Raw genomic sequence first — 20,904 nt, forward strand, 5'->3', positions numbered from 1 at the left:
TCGTCCTTTCACGTGGCGGTTGCCCGCCGGGGTGGATGGGCAGCACGCACGGCTGCCCGCCCCGTTCATCATTCGGTACCGGAATCCAGCAGCTCGACGTTCAGGCCGAGCGAGCGGATTTCCTTCACGAGGACGTTGAAGCTCTCGGGCACGCCGGCCTCGAAGTTCTCCTCGCCCTTCACGATCGCCTCGTAGACCTTGGTGCGGCCCGCCACGTCGTCCGACTTCACCGTCAGCATTTCCTGCAGGGTGTAGGCGGCGCCGTAGGCTTCGAGCGCCCAGACCTCCATCTCGCCGAAACGCTGGCCGCCGAACTGGGCCTTGCCGCCCAGGGGCTGCTGCGTGACGAGGCTGTAGGGCCCGGTCGAGCGTGCGTGGATCTTGTCATCCACGAGGTGGTGGAGCTTCAGCAGGTACTTCATGCCCACCGTCACCTTGCGCGCGAAGGCCTCGCCCGAGCGACCGTCATAGAGGGTCGACTGGCCGGAGGTCTCGAAGCCGGCCTTGGCCAGCGCCTCGTTCACGTCGCCTTCCTTCGCACCGTCGAAGACGGGCGTGGCGATGGGAACGCCGCGGGTCACGTTGCCGGCAGCCTCGAGCAGCTCGTCGTCCGACATGTCGGCGGTGGCGTCGGCGTAGGTCTCGTCACCGTAGACGAACTTCAGCGCGTCCTTCACCGGGGTCATGTCGCCCTTGGAGCGGTACTCGTCTAGCGCGGTCTGCACAGTGAGGCCGAGGCCGCGCGCGGCCCAGCCCATGTGCGTCTCCAGGATCTGGCCGACGTTCATGCGGCTCGGCACGCCGAGCGGGTTGAGCACGAAGTCCACCGGGGTGCCATCGGCGAGGAACGGCATGTCCTCCTCCGGCACCACGCGGGAGATGACGCCCTTGTTGCCGTGACGACCGGCCATCTTGTCGCCGGGCTGCAGCTTGCGCTTCACCGCGACGAACACCTTGACCATCTTCATCACGCCGGGGGGCAGGTCATCGCCGCGGCGAACCTTCTCCACCTTGTCCTCGAAGCGGCGGTCGAGCACCTTCTTCTGGGCGTCGAACTGCTTGTTCAGCGCCTCGATCCGGGCCTGCTCCGCCTCGTCGCCGATCACGAGCTGCCACCACTGGCCGCGGGAGAGCTCGCCGAGCAGGTTCTCGGTGATCTCGGAGCCGGACTTCACGCCCTTGGGCCCCTTCACCGCGGACTTGCCGAGGATCATCTCCTTCAGGCGCGCGTAGATGTTGCGCTCGAGGATGGCGAGCTCGTCGGCCCGGTCACGGGTCAGCCGCTCGATCTCCTCGCGCTCGATCTGCAGCGCGCGCTCGTCCTTGTCCACGCCGTGACGGTTGAAGACACGAACCTCCACCACGGTGCCGTAGTCGCCCGGGGACATGCGCATCGAGGTGTCGCGCACGTCGGCGGCCTTCTCGCCGAAGATGGCGCGGAGGAGCTTTTCCTCCGGCGTCATCGGGCTTTCGCCCTTGGGCGTGATCTTGCCCACGAGAATGTCGCCCGGCCCCACTTCGGCGCCGATGTAGATGATGCCGGCCTCGTCGAGGTTGCGCAGCGCTTCCTCGCCCACGTTCGGGATGTCCCGGGTGATCTCCTCGGGCCCGAGCTTGGTGTCTCGCGCGGCGATCTCGAATTCCTCGATGTGGATCGAGGTGAACACATCGTCCTTCACGATGCGCTCGGAGATCAGGATCGAGTCCTCGTAGTTGTAGCCGTTCCAGGGCATGAACGCGACGAGCACGTTCTTGCCGAGGGCGAGCTCGCCGAGATCGGTCGAGGGGCCGTCGGCCACCACGTCGCCGGCACGCACGGTGTCACCCACCTTCACCAGCGGACGCTGGTTGATGCAGGTGTTCTGGTTCGAGCGCTGGAACTTGCGCAGACGGTAGATGTCCACGCCCGGGTCGCCCGGCTCCATCTCGTCGGTCACGCGCACGACGATACGGGTGGCGTCGACCTGGTCGATCACGCCGCCGCGCCGCGCGGTGATGGCAGCACCGGAATCACGCGCCACCACTTCCTCGATGCCGGTGCCCACGTAAGGCGCCTCGGCGCGGAGGAGCGGCACCGCCTGGCGCTGCATGTTCGAGCCCATGAGCGCGCGGTTCGCGTCGTCGTTCTCGAGGAACGGGATCAGCGAGGCCGCGACCGAGACGAGCTGCTTCGGCGACACGTCGATGTAGTCGATGTGGTCGATCGGAGCGAGCTGGAACTCGCCGCCCTTGCGGGTGGAGGCCATGTCGTTGATGAAGCGGCCGCCCTCGTCGAGCTGCGCGTTCGCCTGGGCGATCGTGTACTTCATCTCCTCGGTGGCCGACATGTAGACGACCTCGTCGGTCACCTGGCCGTTGTCCACGCGGCGGTACGGGGTCTCGATGAAACCGTACTTGTTCACGCGGGCGAAGGAGGCGAGCGAGTTGATCAGGCCGATGTTCGGGCCTTCCGGCGTCTCGATCGGGCACATGCGGCCGTAGTGGGTCGGGTGCACGTCGCGCACCTCGAAGCCGGCACGCTCACGGGTCAGACCGCCCGGGCCAAGCGCCGAGAGACGACGCTTGTGCGTGACCTCGGAGAGCGGGTTGGTCTGGTCCATGAACTGCGACAGCTGCGAGGAGCCGAAGAACTCGCGCACGGCCGCGGCGGCCGGCTTCGAGTTGATCAGGTCCTGCGGCATGATCGTGTCGATCTCGACGGAGGACATCCGCTCCTTGATCGCGCGCTCCATGCGCAGCAGGCCGACGCGGTACTGGTTCTCCATCAGCTCGCCGACCGACCGGACACGGCGGTTGCCGAGGTGGTCGATGTCGTCGATCTCGCCCTTGCCGTCACGCAGCTCCACCAGCGCCTTGATCACGGCGATGATGTCCTCGTTGCGCAGCACACGGGTGGTGTCCGGCGCGTCGAGGTCGAGGCGCATGTTCATCTTCACCCGGCCCACGGCCGAGAGGTCGTAGCGCTCGGGGTCGAAGAACAGGGTCGAGAACATGGTGTCCGCGGCTTCCACCGTGGGCGGCTCGCCGGGGCGCATCACGCGGTAGATGTCGATCAGCGCGCTCTCGCGGTTGTAGTTCTTGTCCGCGGCCATGGTGTTGCGGATGTAGGCGCCCACGTTCACGTGGTCGATGTCGAGCGTCGGCACGGCGTCGTAGCCGGCGTCCAGCAGCTCCTGCAGCAGCTTGTCGGTGATCTCGTCACCGGCCTCGGCATAGATGTAGCCGGTCTCGCCGTTCACCATGTCCTTGGCCACGTAACGGCCGATGATGCCCTCGTAGGGCACCAGCACCTCGGTGACCTTGCCCTCGTCGATGAGCTTCTTCACGGTGCGCGGGGTCACCTTCTTGCCGGCCTCGGCGATCACCTCGCCGGAGGCGGCGTCGATGATGTCATGGGTCGGCTTGGTGCCGCGGATGCGGTCGGCGAAGAACGGCGCCGCCCAGCCGGAGCCCTCGCGCCGGTAGGTCATGGTGCCGTAGAACGCGTCGCAGATGCCCTCCTGGTCGAGGCCGAGGGCATAGAGCAGCGTGGTCACCGGCAGCTTGCGGCGACGGTCGATGCGCGCGAAGACGATGTCCTTGGCGTCGAACTCGAAGTCCAGCCACGAGCCGCGATAGGGGATCACGCGGGAGGCGAACAGCAGCTTGCCGGAGGAGTGGGTCTTGCCGCGGTCATGGTCGAAGAACACGCCGGGAGAGCGGTGCATCTGGCTCACGATCACGCGCTCGGTGCCGTTCACGACAAAGGTGCCGTTCGCGGTCATCAGCGGCATGTCGCCCATGTAGACGTCCTGCTCCTTGATGTCCTTCACGGAGCGGGCGCCGGTGTCCGGGTCCACTTCGAAGACGATCAGGCGCAGGGTGACCTTCAGCGGCGCCGAGTAGGTCATGTCGCGCTGCTGGCACTCGTCCACGTCGTATTTCGGGTGCTCCAGCTCGTAGCGGACGAACTCGAGAACCGCGGTCTCGTTGAAATCCTTGATCGGGAAAACCGACTGGAAGACGCCCTGGATGCCCTCCCCGTCAGCCGGGATTCCCGCGTCGCCGGACTTGAGGAAGAGGTCGTAGGAGCTCTTCTGGACCTCGATGAGATTGGGCATTTTCGCGACTTCCGCGATCTTGCCGTAGAATTTCCGAATGCGCTTGCGGCCGGAATACGTCTGAGCCATGCTCGTCCTTACCTATGCTGTTGCCGCGACGGGTGGGGAGAACCGTCGCGCAGCGTTCCGCCTGGGGGTGGGATCCAATGCGTAAAACGGCTTCCCACACCGCTTTTCCCGGATCCGTCGTGCCCTCCAGGACAGCCCTTTGAACGGCTGCCCGAGACGACACGGGCTGAAGCCGCGAAACCGCGGCTCCAGCCTAGTGCATCAGCAATCTGTAGCGGGCATTGCCGCCCGCCGTCCAGATTACTTGAGTTCGATCTTGGCGCCAGCCGCTTCCAGCTTCGCCTTGATCTCTTCGGCTTCGGCCTTCGGAGCCTGCTCCTTGACGGCCTTGCCGCCGGCCTCGACCAGTTCCTTCGCCTCTTTGAGGCCCAGGCCGGTGATGGCGCGGACTTCCTTGATCACGTTGATCTTCTGGGCGCCGGCCTCGACGAGGATCACGTCGAACTCGGTCTTCTCCTCGGCGGCCGGACCGGCCTCGGCAGCGGGGCCGGCCATCATGACGGCGCCGCCGGCGGCGGGCTCGATGCCGTACTCGTCCTTGAGGATGTTTTTCAGCTCGGAAGCTTCGAGAAGGGTCAGACCCACGATCTCTTCAGCAAGTTTCTTCAGATCAGCCATGGCTATATTCCGTTCAGTTCGTTGAATGTATCCGGTGTCGGTTGCCCGACCGGGTTCACATTGCCGTTATTCAGGCCGCTTCGCGCTCTTCCAGGGTCTTGAGGATCCCTGCAATGTTCGAAGCAGGCGCGCCAATCGCAGAGGCAAGGTTGCTTGCCGGTGCACCGATCATGCCGACGATGGTCGCGATGAGTTCTTCGCGCGACGGCATGTTGGCGACCGCCTCGACCCCTGCGGGGTCAAGCACCGTCTCGCCCATCGCCCCGCCAAGGATGACATACTTGCTGTTGTCCTTGGCATAGGCCTTCGCGACTTTCGCCGCTGCAACGGGGTCCTCGGAGTAAGCGAGCACCGTCTGACCCTTGAGGAACTCACCCATCGCGGACGAGGGTTTGCCATCAAGGGCGATCTTGGCGAGCCTGTTCTTCGCGACGCGGACCGCACCACCTGCTTCACGCATGCGGGCACGGAAATCCTGCATCTCGGCAACCGTGAGACCGGCGTAGTGAGCCACCACGACGACACCAGAGTCCGCAAAGATCTGGCCGAGTTCCTCGACCACACTTTCCTTTTGGGCTCTTTCCACAGTCTTGCTCCAGTACAGTGGCGGTCCGGGGATATCCCCTCGCCGCCGGCTCGTGTGAACCGGGAGCGAACTCCCGGTCTCTCAGGTCCCGTCCGGGGTCCCGCCAAGATCCGATCGGCCCGTGGGCCAGGTCTGATCCTGTCCGTTCCCCGTCTATGGCAGGATATTAAGCCCCTGCGGGCACCCACCGTCTCGGACGGATGGCCCCCTCCCCGAAGGGAGGCGGCCGGACATCCCCGGGCCTGAAACCCGGGGAATTCCTCTTACTCGGCGACGGCGTCGGAGACGGCCACCGAGACGCCCGGCCCCATGGTGGAGCTGAGCGAGATCTTCTTCATGTAGACGCCCTTGGCGCCGGCCGGCTTCGCGCGGTTCACGGCGGCGACGAAGGCCTTCACATTCTCCGCGAGCTTCTCGGCATCGAAGCTGGCCTTGCCGACCGAACCCTGGATGATACCGGCCTTCTCGACCTTGAACTGGACCTCGCCGCCCTTGGCGTTCTTCACCGCGGTCGCGACATCCATGGTCACCGTGCCCACTTTCGGGTTCGGCATCAGGTTGCGCGGGCCGAGGATCTTGCCGAGGCGGCCGACGATCGGCATCATGTCCGGGGTCGCGATGCAGCGATCGAACTCGATCGTGCCGCCCTGGATGGTCTCCATCAGGTCCTCGGCGCCCACGATGTCGGCACCGGCTTCCCTGGCCTCGTCCGCCTTCGGGCCGCGGGCGAAGACCGCCACGCGCACCGTGCGGCCGGTGCCGTTCGGCAGGTTCACCACGCCGCGGACCATCTGGTCCGCGTGGCGGGGGTCCACGCCGAGGTTCATCGAGATCTCGACGGTCTCGTCGAATTTCGCCGAGGCGGCACCCTTGATGAGGGCCAGGGCGTCGGAGACCGGGAGATCGGCCTTGCCCGCGAACTGGGCGCGGGCGGCGGTGATGCGTTTACCGTGCTTGGCCATGATTAACCCTTCACCTCGATACCCATCGACCGGGCGGAGCCCAGGATGATCTGCATCGCGCCCTCGACATCGGTGGCGTTGAGGTCGGCCATCTTCGCCTCGGCGATCTCGCGGACCTGCTTCACGCTGACCGAGCCGGCAACGGCGCGGCCGGGGGTCTTGGACCCGCCGTCGAGCTTCGCGGCCTTCTTCAGGTAGTACGACGCCGGGGGCGTCTTCGTCACGAAAGTGAACGACTTGTCCTGATAGTAGGTGATGATGCAGGGAATGGGCATCCCCGGCTCCATCTCCGCGGTCTTCGCGTTGAAGGCCTTGCAGAATTCCATGATGTTGATCCCGCGCTGACCGAGCGCAGGGCCGATGGGGGGCGACGGGTTCGCCTTGCCGGCCTTCACCTGAAGCTTCAGGGAGCCGATAACTTTCTTGGCCATGGGGCCATCCTCCAATTACCACCCGAAGGACGCGACCTCCGGGCACTGCGGTTCGTGGTCCGGCACCGCGGCGCGCCGCGACGACCTCCCACGCTTGAGACGGTCAGGACGCTTTCTGCACCTGGCCGTATTCCAGCTCGACCGGGGTGGCCCGGCCGAAGATCGACACGGTCACCTTGAGGCGGGCGTTCACGTCATCCACCTCCTCGACCATGCCGGCGAAGCTCTCGAACGGGCCGTCGACCACGGTCACCTGCTCACCGATCTCGAAGGTGATGGCCGGACGCGGCCGCTCGATCCCTTCCTCGACCTGGTTGAGCAGGCGGGCCACCTCTGCGTCGCGCAGCGGGGTCGGCTTGCCCTGCGGACCGAGGAACCCGGTCACGCGGTTGGTATTCGCGACGAGGTGATAGGTCTCGTCCGTCAGCTGCATCTTCACCAGCACATAGCCCGGCATGAAGCGCCGCTCGCTCTGCACCTTCTTGCCCCGACGGACCTCGACGACCTCCTCGGTCGGCACGAGCACGTCCTCGATCAGCTCGGAGAGACCCTTCTGCTCGGCCCCTTCCTTGATCGACTCGGCCACCTTCTTCTCGAAATTCGAAAGAACATGTACCGAGTACCAGCGCTTGGCCATGAGACCTCGTCCTCACCGTGTCTTGAGGGCGAAAAACCGGCCGTCCGGCACTCTCGCCCCAATAAATTTGAGCGCGCAACCCGAATCAGCGCGCGCCCCTCTCATCGTCGGAGTGTCGCACTTACAGGCGACGGCCGGGAAAATCAAGAGGCGAGGGTCAGGATGCCTTCGAGCCCGAGCTGGATGATCTGGTCGACCGCAAAGAAGAAGATGGCCATGATCGTGGCCATGATGAAGACGATGATCGTGGTGGTCACCGTCTCGCGCCGCGAGGGCCAGACCACCTTGGCAGCCTCGGCCCGGACCTGCTGCATGAACTGGAATGGGTTGCTGCGCGCCATCACTCTCACCTTCCCGTCTCGTCCGCGCTGGCAGGGGCGATAGGACTCGAACCTACGACCCTCGGTTTTGGAGACCGATGCTCTACCAACTGAGCTACACCCCTGTGCCCCCGTGCCGGGCCGCCAGGCCCGCTCCGGGTGCAAGGCCTGCGCGGCCAAGCTTGCGTCCCGCCGGCTCCCCAGGACGGGGCGCTCCGGCGAGCCCCCGCTTCCTACCGACTCGGCTCACCCGTTTCAAGCCAAGAATGCATGCCCCGTACCGCTTTCACCGGGCTTTTTTCACCCCTCCCCCGCCGCATCCCTCCGGACGCTATCCGCCCGCGCGGCAGCGCCTCGGAAACCCGCGCGGCAGCGCCCTGAAACGGGCCCGCCGTGACGCCGCGGAACATGGGGGAGAGAAGGGTATATCGTGCGCCGCACCCCGCCTTTCAACACCCCGCAAAAGCGAACGGGCCGCCCGGTGAGGGGCGGCCCGCAGGCTGTCGATGGCTCCGGGCCGGGGCCCGGGTCCGATCACTCGATGATCTTGGAGACCACGCCGGCGCCGACGGTGCGGCCGCCTTCACGGATGGCGAAGCGGAGCTTCTCTTCCATCGCGATCGGGGCGATCAGGGTCACCGTGAACTTCAGGTTGTCGCCCGGCATCACCATCTCGGTGCCCGAGGGCAGCTCGACGTTGCCGGTCACGTCCGTGGTCCGGAAGTAGAACTGCGGACGGTAGTTGGTGAAGAACGGGGTGTGACGACCGCCCTCTTCCTTGGTCAGGATGTAGGCCTCGGCCTCGAACTTGGTGTGCGGCTTCACCGAACCCGGCTTGCACAGCACCTGGCCACGCTCCACGCCCTCACGGTCGACACCACGCAGCAGCGCGCCGATGTTGTCGCCCGCCTCGCCGCGGTCCAGCAGCTTGCGGAACATTTCCACGCCGGTGCAGGTGGTCTTCTTCGTGTCGCGGATACCGACGATCTCGATTTCCTCGCCCACGGTGATCACGCCACGCTCGACGCGGCCGGTCACGACGGTGCCGCGGCCGGAGATCGAGAACACGTCCTCGATCGGCATCAGGAACGGCTGGTCGATCGGACGGTCCGGGGTCGGGATGTACTCGTCGACCGCGGCCATCAGCTCGCGCACCTTCTCCTCGCCGATCTCCGGGTTGCGCTCTTCGAGCGCGGCCAGAGCGGAACCCGCGATGATCGGGATGTCGTCGCCGGGGAACTCGTAGGAGGAAAGCAGCTCGCGCACTTCCATCTCGACGAGCTCGAGCAGCTCGGGGTCATCCACCTGGTCGACCTTGTTCAGGAACACCACCAGCGCCGGCACGCCGACCTGGCGGGCGAGCAGGATGTGCTCGCGGGTCTGCGGCATCGGGCCGTCAGCCGCGTTCACCACGAGGATCGCGCCGTCCATCTGCGCCGCACCCGTGATCATGTTCTTCACGTAGTCGGCGTGGCCCGGGCAGTCCACGTGCGCGTAGTGGCGCGCAGCGGTCTCGTACTCCACGTGGGCGGTCGAGATGGTGATCCCGCGCGCCTTCTCTTCCGGCGCGGCGTCGATCTGGTCATACGCCTTGAAGTCACCGAAGTACTTCGTGATCGCCGCGGTCAGGGACGTCTTGCCGTGGTCGACGTGACCGATCGTCCCGATGTTCACATGCGGTTTGTTCCGCTCGAATTTAGCCTTTGCCATCGCCTTCGTCCCAGTTTCGCCGGACCGGGAAGTGGTCCGGAAGATTCACGCGCAGGCCACTTAGGCAGAAACGCGGCACATGGCAACAGGAATGTCCCCCCTATGCGCGGTTTCGTCCCGTTCCGACGGGGAAACGGGAGGCCTGCGGCACCGGACTCTGAGGCCCGCGCCGGACCGGGCGTGGGGAGGAATGGAGCGGGTGATGGGAATCGAACCCACGTCTTAAGCTTGGAAGGCTTCGGCTCTACCATTGAGCTACACCCGCGACCGGCGCCCATATAGCGCCGCATCGCCCTCCCCTGCAAGCCCCCGCTTCGGCATGGCTTTCCGCGGCGCCGGGCCCGGGCCTCCGCGACGCGGGGCGCGACAGCGCCGCCCCGGCATGCTCAGATGACCTCACGTGAAGCCAGGGAGGAGAGCCGCCATGCAGAGCGCGTCGGAGCACGTGGAGATCAGCCTCGCCGAGGGGGTGCAGACCATCCGGCTCGACCGGCCGGAGAAGAAGAACGCCGTGACGGAGGACATGTACGGCGCCATCGCCGAGGCGCTGGAGCGCGGCAACACCGACCCCGCCATCGGCGCGCATCTGTTCTGCGGGCAGCGGGGCGTCTTCAGCGCGGGGCAGGACCTCTCGGCCTTCCTCGCGCCGGGCGAAGGCGTGCCGCCGCAGCTCGACCGGTTCCTCGATGCCCAGGTGCTGGCGGAGAAGCCCATGGTCGCGGCGGTGGACGGCATGGCCATCGGCATCGGCACCACGCTGCTCATGCAGTGCGACATGGTGTTCTGCAGTCCGGCCGCGGTGTTCCGCACGCCCTTCACCGATCTCGGCGGGGTGCCGGAGAACGCCTCCTCGCTGCTGGCCCCGCAGATCATGGGGCCGCTCTGGGCCTTCGAGCTGCTGTGCCTGGGAGAGACCTTCGGGGCGGAGCGGGCGCTGGCCGCGCGGCTGGTGAATGCCATCCTGCCCGCGGAGGCGCTGGAGGCGCATGCCTTCGGCGTGGCGGCGCGGCTGGCGGCGAAACCGCCCCTCGCGCTGGCCGAGGCGCGCGCCCTCATGCGCGGGCCGGCGGAACTGCGGCTGGAGGTGAGCCGGCGGGAGCGGACGCGGTTCTTCGAGCGTATCCGCTCGGAGGAGGCGCGGGCGGCGCTGGCCGCCGCCTTCGCGCCGAAGCCCTCAGCGCACCCGGGCTGAGACCGGAACCGCCACCGGCACCGATGCCGGGCGGAACAGCTCGAGCCGGGCGAGCAGCGCGGTGACCTGGCGCGGCGTGGCGGCGGTGATCATGCCGCCGGCCACCAGCGCCACGAGGCCGGAGAGCGTGGCCTCGCCCGGGATCTCGCCGAACCAGACAACCCCCACGGCCACGGCCGCGATCACGTTGAAATAGGTGAAGGGCGCCAGCACCGAGGCCTCGCTCAGCCGGAAGGCCAGGATGGTGAGCAGGTGGCACAGGGCGGAGAGCACGCCGAGCACCAGCGCCCAGCCGAGGTAGGCGGTGTCGAGCTGCGGCACGCCTTCGGCGAAGGCGAGCGGGGCGATCATCGCGGCGCCCATCAGGCTCTGCAGCGCGAGCGGCGCGAAGGTGCCGGAGGTGGCCCGCTGCGCGCGCGAGGCGGTGTAGAACCCGCCCAGCATCGCGCCGCCGGCCAGCGCCAGCAGCGTGCCCCGCTCGAGCCCCATGCCGGGGTCCATGATCACCACCGCGCCGAGGATGCTCAGAAGCGAGCCGATGACACGGGTCTGGGTGAGGCGCTCGCCGAGGAAGATCACCGAAAGCACGGTGGAGACGATCGGCGCGATGAGGAAGCCGCCCACGGCCTCGGCCATCGGCACCATGGAGAGCGCCATGATGAAGCTGGTCATCGCGCCCATCATCAGGGCGGCGCAGAGCACCTGGCCGCCAAGGCCCGCGCGCTCGATGCGCAGCGATTCGCCCCGCGCCTTCGCGGCGACGACGGAGACGAGCCCGGCTGCCATGTACCTGGTAAAGCAGATGAAAATCGGCGTGTAGGCCAGTGACATTTCCTTCGCGACGCCGTCGAGAGCGGGCGTGAGCGACATTGCGGCCAGAATGTACCAGATACCGTTTTTCATCTTTTACCCTGTTTCAAATCAGCTTCTCGGCCGCGTGGCGGAACAGAAATGAGACTGCGCGCAACCCTAGGATGATTCCATTCTTACTAGACCGGAGATTGATCGCGCAAGAGTTGATACACACTAATTAACAATGAGTTACCGAATAGCTGGCATTAACACTCCTGGCGTGCAGGCCGGGAGCAATTCAACCGGGAATGATCGAGAGGGATCAGCGCCTTGCGGCGTCACTCTCCGTAAGGGCGAGTGGAGCGGCGTCGCGCAGCACCGCGAGGGCGGCGGCGGAGAAATCCTCGCCGTCGCGCAGGTGCCGCGGGCCTTCGTGCATCACCAGCGGCGCGAGCAGCCGGAACGGGCCGCGGCCGCCCTTGCGCGCGGTCAGGATCACCCGGCCCGCGGCCCGGCCCTCGCGCGCGGTGACCGGCAGCACGCAGGCGTGGCCGGCGCGGGTGCCGAGCGCGGTGATCAGCTCGGGCAGGCGCTCGGCGCGCTGGATGAAGGTGAGCCGGCCGCCGGGGCGCAGCCGGCGCAGCGCCGCGTCCACCCAGAGGCAGAGCGGCGTGGCGCTCTCGCGGTTCGCGCGGTCGCGGCCAGCATCGGCGGCGGCGGGGCTTCCGGGGGCGAAGTAGGGCGGATTCGAGATCACGTGATCGAAGCTCAGGCCGCGCACCTGCACCGGCGGGGCGGCAAGATCGCCCTCGTGCACGGCGAGGGTGAGCCCGGCCTCCGCCGCGTTGCGCCGGGCGAGATCGGCGTAGAAGGGCTGCAGCTCGAGCCCGTGCAGCTCCAGCCCCGGCACGCGGGTGCCGAGGCAGAGCGCCGCCGCCCCGACGCCGCAGCCCAGGTCGAGCACCCGCTCGCCCGCCAGCGCCGGCACGGCGGCGGCGAGCAGCACCGGGTCGGTCGCCGCCCGATAGCCGTCGCGCGGCTGCCAGAGCATCAGGCGGCCGTCGAGGAAAGCGTCGCGCGTGAGCGCCGCCGTCATGGGTCCGGCGACCACTCGATCTCGTGGTCCGCCAGCATGCGCCGCGCGAGGTGAAGCTGGTCCCGGGCCACCATGATCCGCCGCGGCAACACGCCTATGCTGCCCTCGAGCACGCTCATGTGGACGTCCAGAACGAAGCAGTCTATACCCTCGCCTTCGAGCAAGGCGGTGACGAGGGCGATGAGCGTCGGGTCATTGGTCCGGAGGAGTTCCTGCATGGCACTGGTGATACTTCGCCACGACCCGCAGGTCGAGACCGCGTTGCACGGACAGACGACACAGTCACGCGACAGACAGTTACGCGACAGGGGCATGCGAGGGGGACTTATGCTGACCGGGGATCCGCTGGAACAACTCATGTCGCGGCTCGGGGCCGACCTCGATGCGGTGAACGGCCTGATCCGCGAGCGGATGGCCAGCGAGCACGCGCCGCGCATCCCGGAAGTGACAGCCCACCTGATCGAGGCCGGCGGCAAGCGCATCCGCCCGCTGCTCACCGTGGCCTCCGCGCGCATCTGCGGCTACGAGGGCCCGCATCACCTCGGCCTCGCCGCCACGGTGGAGTTCATCCACACCGCCACGCTGCTGCATGACGACGTGGTCGACGAGAGCAGCCAGCGCCGCGGCCGGCCCACGGCGAACCTGCTCTGGGACAACCAGTCCTCCGTGCTGGTGGGCGACTATCTCTTCGCCCGTGCCTTCCAGCTCATGGTCGAGCCGGGCAACCTCAAGGTGCTCTCCATCCTCTCCAACGCCTCCGCCGTGATCGCGGAGGGCGAGGTGCTGCAGCTCGCCAAGGCGCGTTCGCTGGAGATGGACGAGGCCACCTACATGCAGGTGATCCGCGGCAAGACCGCCGCCCTCTTCGCCGCCGCATGCGAGGCCGGCGCCGAGATCGCCTCCGCCGCGCCTGCCCATGTGGCGGCGCTGCGCGACTATGGCAACGCGCTCGGCATCTCCTTCCAGATCGCCGACGACCTGCTCGACTACGGCGGCAAGACCGCCCAGCTCGGCAAGAACACCGGCGACGATTTCCGCGAGGGCAAGGTGACCCTGCCGGTGCTCTACGCCCTCGAGGCGGCCGACGCCGGGGAGCGTGCCTTCTGGACCCGGGTCATCGAGACCGGCGAGCAGCGCGAGGGCGACCTCGAGCAGGCCATCGCCCTGATGCAGCGCCACGGCGCGCTGGAGCGCACCCGCGAGCGCGCGCTCGACATCTCGGCCGAGGCCAAGGCCCGGCTGGAGGACCTGCCGCGCGGCGAGCTCACCAGCCTGCTGGCCGACCTGGCCGATTTCGTCGTCTCCCGCGTGGTCTGACGCCGGCCGCCGGACGGGGGCAGCCGCTCGCCGGCCGCGAAACCGGTTCGCAACCGGCGGGCATCCCCCGCGGGACCGGCCCGCCCGGATCACCGACCGAGGCACGGGCCCCGTCAGCCGGCCCGCACCAGCCCACCGCCGGGGCGGCGCTCGATCCGCCCCGTGAGCTCCAGTTCCCCGATCACCTGCAGCACCTGCCAGGCCGGGGCCCCCGCCTGGCGCAGGATGTCGTCCTCCGAGGCCGGGGCATGCGAAAGCAGGCTCTCCACCCGTTCCGGCAGGCCGCCCGGCGTGTCCGCCCCGCCCGGCGCCTCCGCCCGGGCCTGCGCGTCCGGGCCGGGCGCTTCCGCCTCCGGCGGCTCGCCGGGAAATGCGCTGGCGGCCAGCGCGCCATTGCCGGGATATTCCAGCGCCTCCTCCACGTCATCGGCGTCGCGCACCAGCATCGCCCCCTGGCGCAGCAGCCGGTTGCAGCCGCCCACCCGGGGGTCGAGCGGCGAGCCGGGCACGGCCAGCACCTCCCTGCCCTGTTCCAGCGCCAGCCGCGCGGTGATGAGCGAGCCCGAACGCTCCGCCGCCTCCACCAGCACCACGGCGCGCGACAGGCCGGAGACGATGCGGTTGCGGCGCGGAAAATGGCGCGAGGTCGGGGTTTCGCCCATGGCAGCCTCGCTCAGCAGCAGGCCGTTGAGCGAGATCTCCTCGGCGAGGTCGTCGTTCTCGGCCGGGTAGATGCGGTCCAGCCCGCCGGCCAGAACCGCGATCGTGCCACTGGCCAGGGCGGCGCGATGGGCGGCGGTGTCCACCCCGCGCGCGAGGCCCGAGACGATGGCATGGCCGCGCCCGCTCAGCTCCTGCGCCAGCAGCGCCGCCATCCGCCGCCCGCCGGAGGAGGCGTTGCGCGCGCCGACGACCGCGATGCAGGATCCGTGCGCGAGCCCGGGCGAGCCCCGCGCCCAGAGCATCGGCGGCGGGTCGGCGATCTCGGAGAGCAGTGCGGGATAGTCGGGCGCGCCGAGGCAGAGCAGCCGCGCGCCGAGCGCCCGGGCGCGGCCCAGTTCCTCGTCCACCAGCCCCGCGGGCGCGGCCTCCGGCCGGCGACCGCCCTCGCCCGCCACGTCCGGCAGGGCCTCCAGCGCCGCGCCGGCCGAGCCGAAGCGCGCCAGCAGTGCCCGGAAGCTCCGCGGGCCGACATGCGTGCTGCGCGCCAGGCGCAGCCAGTCATGCGCCTCCGCCGGCGTGCGCGGCACGGGCAGGCTGCCCGGAGCCGGAATGGGTTGGTGATGGGTCATGCTCAGGCCTCCCCGCGGAAGGGGAGAGCTTGGCCGCGACATGATTAACGGCGGGTTAAGCCCCGCCCGGTCGGCTCCGGGCGCCGGCCCGCCCGCTCAGGCGCGCTTGCCGATCTTGGGCTCGGCGCCGCGCAGCAGCCGGGCGATGTTGCCCCTGTGCGACAGGAAGATCATCAGCGCCAGCAGCACCCCCACCCAGACCGCGCCCTGCGCGCCCACCACCGCGAGCCAGACCGGCGAGAGCGCCGCCGCCACCAGGGCGGAGAGCGAGGAGTAGCGCAGCGCGAAGGCCACCGCGAGCCAGGTGGCGCAGGCCAGCAGCGCCGCCGGCCAGCTCAGCGCGAAGAGGATGCCGAGATAGGTCGCCACCCCCTTGCCGCCGCGAAACCCGATCCAGACCGGGAAGAGATGGCCGAGGAAGGCGCCGATCGCCGCGACATGCGCCGGCATCGGCCCCCAGAGCGCGCCGAGCACCAGCACCGGGATGGTGCCCTTCAGCGCGTCGCCCAGCAGGGTGACGGCGGCAGCACCCTTGTGGCCCGAGCGCAGCACGTTTGTGGCGCCGATGTTGCCCGAGCCCTGCTTGCGCGGATCCGCGAGGCCGAAGAGCCGCGAGGAGAGCACGCCGAAGGGGATCGAGCCGCAGAGATAGCCGATCAGGAGCGCGAGAAGCACCAGCCCCGGGGCCGCCGCGAGATCCGGAAGATATGCGTCCATCAGCCCTGCTCCCGCGCGAAGACCTGCCCGCCCCCGACCCAGGTGCCGAGGACACGCCCCTGCATGCGTCGCTGGTCGAAGGGCGTGTTCTTTGACTTGGAGCGCAGGGTGTAGCGGTCAAGCACGAAGGGGGCGTCGGGGTCGAAGAGCACGAGGTCGGCCGGCGCGCCCTCCGCCAGCCGCCCGCCGGGCAGGCCGAGCAGCTTCGAGGGGTTGAGCGCCAGGCAGGCGAAGAGCCGCGGCAGGCTCACCATGCCCGAATGCACCATCTGCAGGGCGGCGGGCAGCAGGGTCTCGAGCCCCACGGCGCCGGGGGCGGCCTCCTCGAAGGGCAGGCGCTTCGACTCCTCGTCCTGCGGGGTGTGGAAGGAGCCGATCACGTCGATCAGCCCGTCCGCCACTGCCTGCACAAGCGCCACGCGGTCCTCCTCCGGGCGCAGCGGCGGGGTGATGCGGAAGAAGGTGCGGTAATCGGCGATGTCGTATTCGTTGAGGGTGAGGTGATGCACGTTGGCGCCCGCGGTCACCTTCAGCCCCTGCGCCTTCGCGGCGGCGAGCAGCGGCAGGGCGGCGGCGGTGGAGATCTGGTCGGCATGGCCGCGCGCCCCGGTCATCTCCAGCATGGCCAGGTCGCGGGCGAGCTGCAGCTTCTCGGCCAGCAGCGGCGCCGAGGGCAGGCCCAGCTTGGAGGCGAAGGGCCCGGAGGTGGCCGCCGCCCCCTCCGAGAGGCCCGGCTCCTGCGGGTGGAAGATCACCAGCGCGTCGATGCCCACGGAGTAGATGAGCGCGCGCTGCAGCAGGCGGGTGTTGCGCACCGGGCGCACGCCATCGGTGAAGGCCACGGCGCCCGCGTCCTTCAGCAGGCCCATCTCCACCATCTCGCGGCCCTCGCGCGCCTTGGTGAGGGCGGCCATGGGCAGCACCCGCACCGGGCTCGACTCGCGCGCGCGGCGGAAGGCGAATTCCAGCGTCTCGGGGTCGTCGATCGGCGGGATGGTGTCGGGGCGGGTGACCATGGTGGTCACCCCGCCGGCCGCCGCCGCCAGCCCGCCGGTGCGGAAGCTCTCCTTGTGGCGCTCGCCCGGCTCGCCGATCTTCACCCCGATGTCGACGATGCCGGGGGCGAGGCAGCGCCCCCCGCAGTCCACCACCCGGTCCGCCGCGGGCACCACCGCCGCCTCGGGCAGCACCGCGACAATGGCGCCATCCTCCACGAGCAGCCCGCCGCGGGCTTCGGTTCCGGCTTCTGGGTCGATCAGGCGGGCATCGGCGAAGAAGGTCTTCATGAGGTCAAACGATCCACTCTGGGTTTGAACCGGGAAGAGGCGGGCTGCCCTCAGGCAAGCAGGCTCTCCCGGCCGTTGTGGGTGGGGCGGGAGAGCAGGTCGAGCACGGCCATGCGCACGGCCACGCCCATCTCCACCTGTTCCTGGATCACCGAGCGGTTGATGTCGTCGGCGATCTCGCCGTCGATCTCCACGCCGCGGTTCATCGGGCCGGGGTGCATCACGATGGCCTCGTCCTTGGCGTAGCCCAGCTTCTCGGCGTCGAGCCCCCAGCGGTGGAAATACTCGCGCTCGGAGGGGATGAAGCCGCCGTCCATGCGCTCCTTCTGCAGGCGCAGCATCATCACCACGTCGGCGCCCTCGAGCCCCTCGCGCATGTCCTCGAAGACCTCGACGCCGAACTTGTCGACACCCGTGGGCATGAGCGTGCGGGGCCCGACGAGCCGCACCCGGTTCTCCATCTTGCCCAGGAGCAGGATGTTGGAGCGCGCCACGCGGCTGTGGGCGATGTCGCCGCAGATCGCCACGGTGAGCCGGTGCAGCCTCCCCTTGCGGCGGCGGATGGTGAGCGCGTCGAGCAGCGCCTGGGTGGGGTGCTCGTGGCGCCCGTCACCGGCGTTGATCACCGCGCAGTTCACCTTCTCGGCCAGCAGCGCCACGGCGCCGGAATTCTGGTGGCGCACCACCAGCAGGTCGGGGTGCATGGCGTTGAGGGTGAGGGCGGTGTCGATCAGCGTCTCGCCCTTCTTCACGCTCGAGGTGGCCATGGACATGTTGAGCACATCCGCGCCGAGCCGCTTGCCGGCGATCTCGAAACTCGCCTGGGTGCGGGTGGAATTCTCGAAGAACATGTTGATCATCGTCCGGCCCGCGAGGCCGCCGACATGCTTGTCGGGCTGGCGATTCCGGCTGACGTATTGCTCCGCGAGATCGAGAATGTCGGTGATCTGGCCCTGGGAAAGGCCCTCGATACCCAGTAGGTGCCGCATGGGCCGCCTCCCCCGCTCGAACAAGTGCGAGCGCCTTATGGCACCGGCAAGGGCGCGGAGCAAGGCTCGTGAGCGGGCCTCCCCCCGGCCCCCCTCCGGCGTGTTTCAGCCGAGACGGGCGGCCGCGGCCTCCGACGCCGCGCGCCTCCGGGCGATGAAGGGCGCGATGCGTTCCGTAACGCGGGCCAGCAGCTCCGGTGCGGCGGTGCGCGGCGCGCCGCTGTCGAAGGGTGGCGCGGGGTCGTATTCGATTTGCAGCTGGATCTCGCGCGCCGCCTCCTCGCCCAGCACCTCCGCCGCCACGGCGAGGGCGAAATCGATGCCCGAGGTCACGCCCGCCCCGGTGATGCGGTTGCCGTCGCGCACCACGCGCTCGGCCACCGGCTCGGCGCCGAAGAGCGCGAGCTGGTCGAGCGAGGACCAGTGGCAGGTGGCGCGCCGCCCGGTGAGCAGCCCCGCCGCCGCCAGCACCAGCGAGCCGGTGCACACCGAGGTGACCAGCCGGCAGCCGGGCGCGAGCCGACGCAGGGCACCGAGCACCTCGGCATCCTCCATCAGCGCGATCTGCCCCGGCCCGCCGGGCACGCAGAGGATGTCGAGCGCCTCGCAGTCCGCCAGCCGCATGTCCGGCAACAGGCCGAGGCCGCGGTCGGAGCGCACGGGCTCGAGGGTCTTCCACAGGAGCGACACTTCCGCGCCGGGCATGCGGGAAAAGACTTCCAGCGGCCCGGTGAGGTCGAGCTGGGTGAGATCGGGGAACAGCAGCAGTCCGATGCGGATGGTCATGGCGCGGGGCCCTCCTCGTGGCACGAGACAGCGAGAGCGCGCCGCGGCCTTCGGCAAGCAAGGCGCGCCGGGGCTGCGAGGTCAACCGGGCACGCGCCCGGCGCGGCGTCTCGTCAGCACGTCTGCACCGCCCCGCATGCGGCGCAACTCCGAGTCTGCCCGCCTCTGGCGGGGTTCCGAGTCTGCCCGCCGCTGGCGCAACTCCGAGCCTGCCCGCCTCCGGCGCAATCCCGAGTTTGCCCGCCTCTGGCGCAACTCTTGGTCTGCCCGCCTCCGGCGGGACGCAAAGAAAAAGGGGCCGCGCGCACGGCCCCTTGCAGTCGTGGTGTTTCCTCCCGGAATCACCCCTCGGTCTTTTCACCGACCTTGGTCAGGGTCATCCGCTCCAGCCCCGCGGCAATGCCGATGCCTTCCTGCCCGGACACGGACAGCGGCTGGAGCGAGATGGCATCTCCGGACCCGCCGACGAGCACCTTCGCGCCCGCCCCGAGGCCGAGGGCCGCGTCCGCGCTGGCGCCGACATACGTGCCCTCCATCATCTGCGGATTATACTCGCCGCTCGTGGTCAGAACACCCCATTTGATGGTCTGCTGGCTCACCGCGTTCAGGTCGATCCCGATCTTGTCGATGTCGCCGACGTAAACCTGGTCCCAGGCGTCGTCCTTGCCATCGAGGGTGCAGACATACTGGCTGTTGCTCAGCACCACGATGTTCGACTTGCCCGTGAGATCGCAGGTGAGCACGCCCACGTCGATCTTTGCCGGCTCGTCAGCCTGCGCGGCAACCGCGCCGAGACCGCTCGCGGCCAGCAGGGAAGCGACCAAAAGACCACTGCGTTTCATGACTTCTCCTTTCGGGGTCCGTTTCGGGCACATAACGCTCCCGGGGCGGAAAGGTTCCGTCCCGCCGGGCGAGAATGCGCGGGAAATCGCCGATTCGCAGCCGCGTTGCACCCGCCCGGCCCGCTCCGTGCGCGCGTCGTGCAACGCGGCGGCGCGCAGGCCCCGGCGCGGGGAGCCGCGCGGGAAGCCGGCCGGTTCGCGGCCGCGGCGCCGAGGGCCCGCTCGCCGCTTCCCTCGCCGCCGCGGATAGGCTAATCCGTGGGACATGCAGGACACCGGGAGCAGCTTTCACGCCGACCTCGCCATGCTCGAATGGCTGATCGAACTCGGTGCCGACGAGGCCTCGGGCGACACGCCCGTCTGCCGATACGGGCCCGCGCCCTCCCCCGACGCGGCGCCCTCCCCGCATCCCGGCCCCGCCGAGGCGCCGGCCGCGCCCGCTCCCCGCGCTGCCGCGGAGCCGGCGCGCCCGACCCCCGCGACACCGCGCCCGGCGGAAGACCCCGCGGCAGAGCAGATCCGCGCCGCGCGCGAGATCGCTGCCGCCTGCGTCTCGCTCGACGGGCTCTCGGCGGCGCTCGCCGGCTTCGAGGGCTGCCCGCTCAAGCGCGGCGCGCGCAACACCGTGTTCTCCGACGGAAACCCGGCCGCCCGCCTGATGGTGATCGGCGAGGCGCCCGGCCGCGAGGAGGATGCCGCCGGCCTGCCCTTCGTCGGCCGCTCCGGCCAGCTGCTCGACCGGATGCTCGCCGCCGTCGGCCTGTCGCGCCGGGCGGAGGACCCCGCCCAGGCGGTCTACATCACCAACGTGCTGCCCTGGCGCCCGCCGCAGAACCGCGACCCCTCCTCCGACGAGATCGCGATGCTCACGCCCTTCCTGCACCGGCACATCGCGCTGGCCCGGCCCGAGATGCTGCTGCTGATGGGCCGTACAGCCGCCTCCACCCTGCTGGGCACCTCCACCGGCATCACCCGGCTGCGCGGCACCTGGGCGGAGGTTGACGGCCTGCCCGCCATGCCGACCTTCCACCCCGCCGCGCTGCTGCGCAACCCGCTGCAGAAGCGCCCGGTCTGGTCCGACCTGCTGGCCGTGGCCGCCCGGCTCGGCCTGCCCGAGCGCCCGGGCCGGCCGCCGGCCTGACCGCGCGCCGGATCCCGCCTT

20 protein-coding genes and 2 tRNA genes are annotated in these 20,904 nt (G+C 69.2%); 3 read left to right on the top strand and 19 right to left on the bottom strand.

The features are described from left to right. Nucleotides 1-68: 68 nt before the first annotated feature. The 10 genes from rpoB to D3P35_RS06835 form a co-directional block, all read right to left on the bottom strand. Complete coding sequence (rpoB, locus tag D3P35_RS06790; RefSeq protein WP_118133831.1) at nt 69-4,169, bottom strand: DNA-directed RNA polymerase subunit beta; 4,101 nt, start codon at nt 4,167-4,169, stop codon at nt 69-71. Between the two features lie 240 nt (nt 4,170-4,409). Further along, entirely contained in the window at nt 4,410-4,787 is a 378-nt protein-coding gene (gene rplL / locus D3P35_RS06795; RefSeq protein WP_118133833.1) for a 50S ribosomal protein L7/L12, read from the bottom strand. Nucleotides 4,788-4,857: 70 nt separating this feature from the next. Then, nucleotides 4,858-5,373, bottom strand: coding sequence for a 50S ribosomal protein L10 (gene rplJ, locus D3P35_RS06800; protein ID WP_118133835.1), 516 nt, complete (start codon nt 5,371-5,373; stop codon nt 4,858-4,860). Nucleotides 5,374-5,636: 263 nt separating this feature from the next. Further along, nucleotides 5,637-6,335, bottom strand: coding sequence for a 50S ribosomal protein L1 (rplA, locus tag D3P35_RS06805; protein ID WP_118133836.1), 699 nt, complete (start codon nt 6,333-6,335; stop codon nt 5,637-5,639). A gap of 2 nt (nt 6,336-6,337) precedes the next feature. Further along, a complete protein-coding gene (rplK, locus tag D3P35_RS06810; protein ID WP_118133838.1) occupies nt 6,338-6,766 on the bottom strand; it encodes a 50S ribosomal protein L11 in 429 nt (142 codons plus the stop codon). 103 nt (nt 6,767-6,869) lie between these two features. After that, the gene (gene nusG, locus D3P35_RS06815; RefSeq protein ID WP_118133840.1) at nt 6,870-7,403 is read right to left on the bottom strand and encodes a transcription termination/antitermination protein NusG; all 534 of its coding nucleotides are present in this window, start codon (nt 7,401-7,403) and stop codon (nt 6,870-6,872) included. 143 nt (nt 7,404-7,546) lie between these two features. Then, on the bottom strand, nt 7,547-7,744 hold the full coding sequence (secE, locus tag D3P35_RS06820) for a preprotein translocase subunit SecE (protein ID WP_118133842.1): 198 nt from the start codon (nt 7,742-7,744) through the stop codon (nt 7,547-7,549). A 28-nt stretch (nt 7,745-7,772) separates the two neighbouring features. Next, nucleotides 7,773-7,848 (bottom strand) — tRNA-Trp (locus tag D3P35_RS06825). Nucleotides 7,849-8,257: 409 nt separating this feature from the next. Next, complete coding sequence (tuf, locus tag D3P35_RS06830) at nt 8,258-9,433, bottom strand: elongation factor Tu (RefSeq protein WP_118133821.1); 1,176 nt, start codon at nt 9,431-9,433, stop codon at nt 8,258-8,260. Between the two features lie 191 nt (nt 9,434-9,624). Next, a tRNA-Gly gene (locus tag D3P35_RS06835) sits at nt 9,625-9,698 on the bottom strand. 159 nt (nt 9,699-9,857) lie between these two features. On the opposite strand from D3P35_RS06835, the gene D3P35_RS06840 reads away from it, so the two are divergent. Continuing rightward, nucleotides 9,858-10,625 carry an enoyl-CoA hydratase-related protein gene (locus D3P35_RS06840; protein ID WP_118133844.1) on the top strand — a complete coding sequence of 256 codons (768 nt, stop codon included), beginning with the start codon at nt 9,858-9,860 and terminating at the stop codon, nt 10,623-10,625. Here D3P35_RS06840 and D3P35_RS06845 read toward each other — a convergent pair. The 3 genes from D3P35_RS06845 to D3P35_RS06855 all read right to left on the bottom strand — a co-directional run bounded on the left by D3P35_RS06845 (nt 10,608) and on the right by D3P35_RS06855 (nt 12,731). Then, entirely contained in the window at nt 10,608-11,528 is a 921-nt protein-coding gene (locus D3P35_RS06845) for a DMT family transporter (protein ID WP_118133846.1), read from the bottom strand. The genes D3P35_RS06840 and D3P35_RS06845 overlap by 18 nt on opposite strands. A 211-nt stretch (nt 11,529-11,739) precedes the next feature. Beyond that, nucleotides 11,740-12,513, bottom strand: coding sequence for a tRNA1(Val) (adenine(37)-N6)-methyltransferase (locus D3P35_RS06850; protein ID WP_118133848.1), 774 nt, complete (start codon nt 12,511-12,513; stop codon nt 11,740-11,742). After that, nucleotides 12,510-12,731, bottom strand: a complete 222-nt coding sequence (locus D3P35_RS06855) for a DUF2007 domain-containing protein (RefSeq protein WP_118133849.1) — start codon at nt 12,729-12,731, stop codon at nt 12,510-12,512. Before D3P35_RS06855 ends, D3P35_RS06850 begins: the two co-directional genes overlap by 4 nt. A 109-nt stretch (nt 12,732-12,840) precedes the next feature. On the opposite strand from D3P35_RS06855, the gene D3P35_RS06860 reads away from it, so the two are divergent. Continuing rightward, entirely contained in the window at nt 12,841-13,830 is a 990-nt protein-coding gene (locus D3P35_RS06860) for a polyprenyl synthetase family protein (protein ID WP_118133851.1), read from the top strand. A 113-nt stretch (nt 13,831-13,943) separates the two neighbouring features. Here the strand turns inward: D3P35_RS06860 and dprA are convergent, their stop codons facing one another. The 6 genes from dprA to D3P35_RS06890 form a co-directional block, all read right to left on the bottom strand. Continuing rightward, nucleotides 13,944-15,122, bottom strand: coding sequence for a DNA-processing protein DprA (dprA, locus tag D3P35_RS06865; protein ID WP_198670496.1), 1,179 nt, complete (start codon nt 15,120-15,122; stop codon nt 13,944-13,946). A gap of 96 nt (nt 15,123-15,218) precedes the next feature. Then, nucleotides 15,219-15,839: a glycerol-3-phosphate 1-O-acyltransferase PlsY gene (gene plsY / locus D3P35_RS06870; RefSeq protein ID WP_118133856.1), complete on the bottom strand. Its 621-nt coding sequence runs from the start codon at nt 15,837-15,839 to the stop codon at nt 15,219-15,221. Then, nucleotides 15,839-17,125, bottom strand: coding sequence for a dihydroorotase (gene pyrC / locus D3P35_RS06875; protein WP_118133858.1), 1,287 nt, complete (start codon nt 17,123-17,125; stop codon nt 15,839-15,841). Before pyrC ends, plsY begins: the two co-directional genes overlap by 1 nt. 50 nt (nt 17,126-17,175) lie before the next feature. After that, entirely contained in the window at nt 17,176-18,114 is a 939-nt protein-coding gene (locus D3P35_RS06880; protein WP_118133860.1) for an aspartate carbamoyltransferase catalytic subunit, read from the bottom strand. Between the two features lie 105 nt (nt 18,115-18,219). Next, nucleotides 18,220-18,900, bottom strand: a complete 681-nt coding sequence (locus D3P35_RS06885) for a DJ-1/PfpI family protein (protein WP_118133862.1) — start codon at nt 18,898-18,900, stop codon at nt 18,220-18,222. A 341-nt stretch (nt 18,901-19,241) separates the two neighbouring features. Then, nucleotides 19,242-19,742, bottom strand: coding sequence for a DUF992 domain-containing protein (locus tag D3P35_RS06890; RefSeq protein WP_157982056.1), 501 nt, complete (start codon nt 19,740-19,742; stop codon nt 19,242-19,244). Between the two features lie 265 nt (nt 19,743-20,007). Here D3P35_RS06890 and D3P35_RS06895 point away from each other — a divergent pair, with 265 nt between their 5' ends. Then, complete coding sequence (locus D3P35_RS06895) at nt 20,008-20,883, top strand: uracil-DNA glycosylase (protein WP_118133866.1); 876 nt, start codon at nt 20,008-20,010, stop codon at nt 20,881-20,883. Nucleotides 20,884-20,904 lie beyond the last annotated feature (21 nt).

This window comes from Oceanicella sp. SM1341, from assembly GCF_003448965.1.
GTDB lineage: Bacteria > Pseudomonadota > Alphaproteobacteria > Rhodobacterales > Rhodobacteraceae > Paroceanicella.

Bases quoted from the DNA above. Each gene is read 5' to 3' on its own strand.
- tuf (WP_118133821.1), bottom strand. From the start codon at position 9,433: ATGGCAAAGGCTAAATTCGAGCGGAACAAACCGCATGTGAACATCGGG.
- rplK (WP_118133838.1), bottom strand. From the start codon at position 6,766: ATGGCCAAGAAAGTTATCGGCTCCCTGAAGCTTCAGGTGAAGGCCGGC.
- D3P35_RS06890 (WP_157982056.1), bottom strand. From the start codon at position 19,742: ATGAAACGCAGTGGTCTTTTGGTCGCTTCCCTGCTGGCCGCGAGCGGT.
- dprA (WP_198670496.1), bottom strand. From the start codon at position 15,122: ATGACCCATCACCAACCCATTCCGGCTCCGGGCAGCCTGCCCGTGCCG.
- D3P35_RS06845 (WP_118133846.1), bottom strand. From the start codon at position 11,528: ATGAAAAACGGTATCTGGTACATTCTGGCCGCAATGTCGCTCACGCCC.
- rplL (WP_118133833.1), bottom strand. From the start codon at position 4,787: ATGGCTGATCTGAAGAAACTTGCTGAAGAGATCGTGGGTCTGACCCTT.
- secE (WP_118133842.1), bottom strand. From the start codon at position 7,744: ATGGCGCGCAGCAACCCATTCCAGTTCATGCAGCAGGTCCGGGCCGAG.
- rplA (WP_118133836.1), bottom strand. From the start codon at position 6,335: ATGGCCAAGCACGGTAAACGCATCACCGCCGCCCGCGCCCAGTTCGCG.
- D3P35_RS06880 (WP_118133860.1), bottom strand. From the start codon at position 18,114: ATGCGGCACCTACTGGGTATCGAGGGCCTTTCCCAGGGCCAGATCACC.
- D3P35_RS06850 (WP_118133848.1), bottom strand. From the start codon at position 12,513: ATGACGGCGGCGCTCACGCGCGACGCTTTCCTCGACGGCCGCCTGATG.
- rpoB (WP_118133831.1), bottom strand. From the start codon at position 4,169: ATGGCTCAGACGTATTCCGGCCGCAAGCGCATTCGGAAATTCTACGGC.
- D3P35_RS06860 (WP_118133851.1), top strand. From the start codon at position 12,841: ATGCTGACCGGGGATCCGCTGGAACAACTCATGTCGCGGCTCGGGGCC.
- D3P35_RS06885 (WP_118133862.1), bottom strand. From the start codon at position 18,900: ATGACCATCCGCATCGGACTGCTGCTGTTCCCCGATCTCACCCAGCTC.
- pyrC (WP_118133858.1), bottom strand. From the start codon at position 17,125: ATGAAGACCTTCTTCGCCGATGCCCGCCTGATCGACCCAGAAGCCGGA.
- plsY (WP_118133856.1), bottom strand. From the start codon at position 15,839: ATGGACGCATATCTTCCGGATCTCGCGGCGGCCCCGGGGCTGGTGCTT.
- nusG (WP_118133840.1), bottom strand. From the start codon at position 7,403: ATGGCCAAGCGCTGGTACTCGGTACATGTTCTTTCGAATTTCGAGAAG.
- D3P35_RS06840 (WP_118133844.1), top strand. From the start codon at position 9,858: ATGCAGAGCGCGTCGGAGCACGTGGAGATCAGCCTCGCCGAGGGGGTG.
- D3P35_RS06895 (WP_118133866.1), top strand. From the start codon at position 20,008: ATGCAGGACACCGGGAGCAGCTTTCACGCCGACCTCGCCATGCTCGAA.
- D3P35_RS06855 (WP_118133849.1), bottom strand. From the start codon at position 12,731: ATGCAGGAACTCCTCCGGACCAATGACCCGACGCTCATCGCCCTCGTC.